Annotated in this window: 6 protein-coding genes and 1 pseudogene; 6 read left to right on the top strand and 1 reads right to left on the bottom strand. The window is 34.0% G+C overall.

Annotated features, from left to right (window positions below):
* The 5 genes and pseudogenes from HE1_RS08595 to HE1_RS01095 form a co-directional block, all read left to right on the top strand.
* Window positions 1-291: pseudogene (locus HE1_RS08595) on the top strand (IS4 family transposase); the annotation flags it as partial.
* Window positions 288-425 carry a hypothetical protein gene (locus tag HE1_RS08590; RefSeq protein WP_162531148.1) on the top strand — a complete coding sequence of 46 codons (138 nt, stop codon included), beginning with the start codon at window positions 288-290 and terminating at the stop codon, window positions 423-425. The pseudogene HE1_RS08595 and the gene HE1_RS08590, both read left to right, overlap by 4 nt.
* A 47-nt stretch (window positions 426-472) precedes the next feature.
* Window positions 473-784 (top strand): hypothetical protein, encoded by a 312-nt coding sequence (locus HE1_RS01105; RefSeq protein WP_035543774.1) that lies wholly within the window; start codon window positions 473-475, stop codon window positions 782-784.
* 555 nt (window positions 785-1,339) lie between these two features.
* Window positions 1,340-2,449: a hypothetical protein gene (locus HE1_RS01100; protein ID WP_035543772.1), complete on the top strand. Its 1,110-nt coding sequence runs from the start codon at window positions 1,340-1,342 to the stop codon at window positions 2,447-2,449.
* Window positions 2,450-2,529: 80 nt separating this feature from the next.
* The gene (locus tag HE1_RS01095) at window positions 2,530-3,066 is read left to right on the top strand and encodes a hypothetical protein (protein ID WP_035543761.1); all 537 of its coding nucleotides are present in this window, start codon (window positions 2,530-2,532) and stop codon (window positions 3,064-3,066) included.
* A gap of 341 nt (window positions 3,067-3,407) precedes the next feature.
* On the opposite strand, the gene HE1_RS01090 is transcribed toward HE1_RS01095, so the two are convergent.
* On the bottom strand, window positions 3,408-4,199 hold the full coding sequence (locus HE1_RS01090) for a hypothetical protein (protein ID WP_035543744.1): 792 nt from the start codon (window positions 4,197-4,199) through the stop codon (window positions 3,408-3,410).
* A gap of 133 nt (window positions 4,200-4,332) precedes the next feature.
* Here HE1_RS01090 and HE1_RS09520 point away from each other — a divergent pair, with 133 nt between their 5' ends.
* Window positions 4,333-4,533, top strand: coding sequence for a hypothetical protein (locus HE1_RS09520; RefSeq protein ID WP_035543739.1), 201 nt, complete (start codon window positions 4,333-4,335; stop codon window positions 4,531-4,533).
* The last annotated feature ends 441 nt before the right edge of the window (window positions 4,534-4,974 follow it).

The raw sequence follows: 4,974 nt of genomic DNA, 5'->3' as shown, positions 1-4,974 counted from the left end.
AGCATTTGGGAGCCAGTTCCTAAAATGCATTTAATGCTCGATGGCACCAATTGGAAGTTTGGAACGCAGAATATCAATTGCCTCGTACTAGCTGTTAGAGTTGGAAAGATTACATTTCCTTTGTTTTGGAGCATGCTTGATCACCAGAAAAATTCGCACACCCAAGCACGCATCAGTTTATTAAACCAATTTAAGGAAATCTTTGGGTTCGATAAAATTTTCTCCTTTTCAGCTGATCGCGAATTTGTGGGCAAAGATTGGATCACTTATTTGTGTGACTTATTTGTTTGACTTATTTGCGTGACCATAAGATCCCTTTTTTTATCCGTATAAAAGATAATCCATTGGCCAACTTCGGCACCTCTAAAAAGCCTTTGAAGGATTTTTTTACTCACCTAAATACGGACGAAAGCCGCCATCTGTAACATGCTGGATGATCCTAGGGGGGGTATCGTAGGTAAAAAGATCAAAGATGCGTACCTTGTCATTTGCCCAAGATAAAGACCGGGTACTAAACAAACAAAGATGGGACATTGAACGGCTGTTCAGAACTATGAAAACGCAAGGGGTTAACCTTGAAAATCCCCCTATGAAAGATTTGGGAAGACTTTCCAAACTTATGACCATTGTCGCTGTTGCTATTTTATACGCTTCTATAACGGGCCTTACACAAGAATGTGCTTACAAAAAAAACAGTCAGAGCGCCTTTGTTATTCATACTTCACAAGGGGACTCAGGTGGATCAGAGATAAACTCTTATTCTTTGATTTCAGCGATCTTTTAAACTACCTGAAAAAAAGTGAGGGGGAGTATAGCGCGCACCATATACAATGGTAATGATAAGTCGACAAGTCGTAAACATTGATTTGTTCTGCGCAATTGATAATACTAATCTGTATCGCATGTTTTGTCATCGATTAAATGCTCTACTGACAGTGCGTGAATAATATATTATCTTAAGTACAATCAGCTCTGGAACCTTTTAGTGACAATAATTTTGACCAGCACACCTTGCGCATATACTGCCATATGTACCTTATTTGCAATTTGGATCATTAGTTAGTTGCTCTAAATTTTCTTCCCAAAGTCTGTGATGAACATTTTTCCGTTTTTCGTAATCAGGGGGAATCTCTCTATTGCGCTTAAGTTCTCAGTATCCAAAAAACAGAATTAATAAATAAACGATTATCGTGCGTAACTCCTCCCTCTATGATTGTCTTTCGTTCAAATACTTATTTGCTTATTAAAAAAATATATTTGAAAAACTTATTCGAATATAGAAATTATTTGTCTTTTTGGTTTATTCTATAGAAGAATAAAACTAGTGAACCTTAAGCAAATGAAAAAAATAAAAAATAAAGTATTTTTTGGAATGATTTACTTTTTTTTAACGACAGATACTGGATATTCCGCTTTTTCTCTTGAGTTAGCAATGTTGCTCAAAAAACCTACTAATTTTGAACATTCTGAAATGTTTTGGGATAAACTAAAATCGATAGTAAATCGGATGGAGGATCTAAAAAATTTAGAAACCTTTCGTGAGGAAGACTTTCAAAAAAACCAGTTTACAAAAAAAGCCTTTTCTCGATGTGTAATTTCAAAAGAAAAAGCTGAAATACTTAAAAAGTACATTGATGCCAACCAAAGTTTTGGAAATGTCACAAAAGAACCGGGATTGGTAGAAACGGTGGAAGGTTTCAAGAAATACATCAACGAATTTGGATTTATAAGTCCTGAAGAAATACGTGAAATAGTATCAAAAGAACATATTAATAGTCCTAAATTAGTGGACTATTTCGGTACTGTTAGTCCCACATATCAAAAAAAAGATATTTTAGAAGCCTGTCTACTTATGAAACATAGTTCTATTTCGAAAGTAGAGATAGTAAAAGATTTTGTGTTAAAAAACAAAGATCACGATGCAATAGTAGATAAAATATTTGAACTAAAAGATTTTTATAACAATGGGTACTCAAACAACAGTGGTGAATTACCAAGAAAGCTTTTTGATGAATCAAAGGGAGCTGAAGAAAAAAAAGCCAATCAGATGGTTGCTTTTTTATCTTTTTTACTTTCTCTAGAGCTTACGCACCTGAAAAAACACCCCCAAGGATTAAGTTTTTATACTAAGTTTGCTCAAGCCGAAACTAGGATGAATAAGCAAGAAAGAGAAAGGATAATAAACGAAGAAAATGATAGAAAAAGAAATGAAATGGCCGCTCTTGAAGCAAAAAATACCCCAAAGCAACCAGCCAATGAAAGCCCCGTTAATGAGCAAGATCTTCAAAAGATCAAGCGCGCAGCAAAAGAAGGATTTGATAGTTTAAGCACAGTTTATGGATTATTCTCAGATCAAAGCATGTTACAAGAAGTAAAAAATTACGTAAAAATACTGTTTTTTCTAAAAAATCTAGAGGAACTAATCCTGAAAGAATTTTTTATAAGTTAGGAAGTGCAATAATCAACGGTAATCAAAAGTTCAATAGTCAATTTGATTTCAAAAAACTTGAATCTGAAGTAAGGAAAGAAATGATATTAATTCAACAAAAATTAGAAAAATTACAAGAAGAGGCCAAAAGCAGTGAAGAAAATACACAAGCAATAAACGAATTAGCAAGAATTTTAGGGGATTTTAATAATCCGACTCAACTCAGATCAGTTATTAGAAATTTTAAATCAAAAATAAAAGAAAGTATTAAACAAATTTCTGACCAAGACTATAGTCAAAAGGTTCAAAATTTTATAGAAAGTTTTTATGATTTTTTTGATAAAAATATTAATAAATTCACAGTAAAAAATACTTTATCGAATATTTGCACTCCACTTGTGAGTATAATTCATGATGGTAAGACAAAAAATTCTAATTTTTTGGCTGCATGGGACGAAGTTACTAAAAATTATACGGGAGGCATAAAAGAACTTTCGGACTGGATAAAACAAGAAATATCTAATCCAGTGTACGATTATGAGAAAAACTCAGAAAATCTCAGCGATGAAAAAGTGAACGAATTCTTTCAAGAAAACAACATCCCCATGCTAAACTTGGATCTCGTGAATACATTCTAGTTCAATTAAAAATAATCTGTAAATCTTAGATAAAAAAAGATTAGATAAAAAAAGAATAAAAATAGTGTTGTGTTGCGCAGAAACAGAAAAAAAAGACATTTAACCTTAGAGTTTGCTAAATAACGATTTCTAAAAAAATCTTTTTTTGATATACAATTGTATTACAATACAACACTATTTCCTTCTTTTATCGCTCCCTCATATTTTTTTGACATTTTAAAAAAAAACAGATTCAAAAATTACAGTAACAGATACGATTAATTCCTAAAAAACAGAACGCTCTTACGGAAAAATTCATAAAATTTGGTGGCCCTTCTTTACAAAAAAATTCAAAAATAAAACTATTTGTCAGATTCTTGAGATTCATCAATCTTTGAAACACTCTGCGAAGAGATTTCCCCCAAAGAATCGCTTAGAACTGCACGAACTTCTCTACTATTTCCAGTATCAGAAATCTCTTGCCTATCTGTTCTAAGAACTAGCCCCTCAGCATTTTCATTAATTTCGGTATCTATTATCTCTAATTTTGGAGCCCCTTGAGAAAAATTAGCTTCAAAATTACTAACTTGAAAAGGTACACTCCCAGAATAACTATTCTCAGTATAAAGCTTTATAAGACCATCTATATTTCTATATAGTGGTTCTGAAAACAACATTATGTTTCGATCAATACAACTCACTGAAAAACCTTTGCTTTTGTAGACATCAGCAAAAAGCTCACGATTCTTTTCTAAGTCTAACTTCAAAAAATTAGAAAAATCAAAATTACCCAATGTACCTATTCTTAGTCTTGCCTCCTGGTTTTCTTGATCAAAAAAATCAGAATTCACTTCTGAATCCTTCCGAGAAACAGATACACTTTCTTCATCAGAGCTTTGTTGAGAACCAGATACACTTTCTTCATCAGAGCTTTGTTGAGAACCAGATACACTTTCTTCATCAGAGCTTTGTTGAGAACCAGATACACTTTCTTCATCAGAGCCTTGTTGAGAACCAGATACACTTTCTTCATCAGAGCCTTGTTGGGAACTAAGCACTATTTCTTCATCGGAACTCATTTCTGAATCTTGCTGAAAATTAGACGATTTACCCTGAAAATTTTTAGCAGTGCTTTCGAAAAAAAAGCCACTCAAAACATTTACTATTAAAATTAAAAAATTTTTTTCATACTCAAAAAGTAATTTATATTCCTCTTTTTGACTTTAACATAACCTTAATAAAATTTCAAGCTATACCCAATCAAACTGAAAGTGTTGGACTAATGCGTTGAAAGTAGTCATTGATGCGGTCGACAAGATCCATGGCGATGGTGTCTCAGGTTTGGTCAAAAAAATGCAGTATACTCTTGCAAAACTTTTTGGCAGAGGCGAACAATCGATTATTGCGCACATTGTCATTCTTCTCTGGTTGGAGCTTATAGGTAGAGCAAATAATGCACCTCAATCCCCTTTTCTTTTTCCGCCTTGATCCAGGATCAGGTAGAACGGCGCCTTTGGATAAGCGTCTTTCAGCTGATCAAAAAACGTCTTCAAGGTTTTTAAGGAACATCACATGTCAAATCCAAGGCTCCAATCAGGCTCATGCGTGTCATGGGGGTGCCTGACAAGTGATTTTCGTTGCCATGTTGGCGCGCCATCACCAAACATCCGGCGGTGTTGTCATCACCGTTGAATAAACGCTTCCTGCTTGGCTGGCTGCCTTTTTAAATGAAAAATTATGGGCGTGCAGCTATAGGGTTCAAGAACATGAGCCACAAATATCGCTTGCTTTCATATACGCTATGGCTTTCCAAATGTGCGATAAGTTCTGCTGTTTGTGAAGTATTTAGCTTGCTCACAGAGCCCTTGCTTTACACCATTAACTTTTGATCCTCCTTATACTCTTCTACGATCGCAATCAGAAGAGCCT

It is taken from the genome of Holospora elegans E1, from assembly GCF_000648275.1.
Classification (GTDB): Bacteria; Pseudomonadota; Alphaproteobacteria; order Holosporales; family Holosporaceae; genus Holospora; species Holospora undulata_A.
Note: the sequence above shows the minus strand (reverse complement) of the source record. Positions and strands in the feature narration are given on the sequence as shown.

Excerpts from the sequence above, each read along its gene's own strand:
- HE1_RS01105 (WP_035543774.1), top strand. The coding sequence starts at position 473 with ATGCGTACCTTGTCATTTGCCCAAGATAAAGACCGGGTACTAAACAAA.
- HE1_RS01100 (WP_035543772.1), top strand. The coding sequence starts at position 1,340 with ATGAAAAAAATAAAAAATAAAGTATTTTTTGGAATGATTTACTTTTTT.
- HE1_RS01095 (WP_035543761.1), top strand. The coding sequence starts at position 2,530 with ATGATATTAATTCAACAAAAATTAGAAAAATTACAAGAAGAGGCCAAA.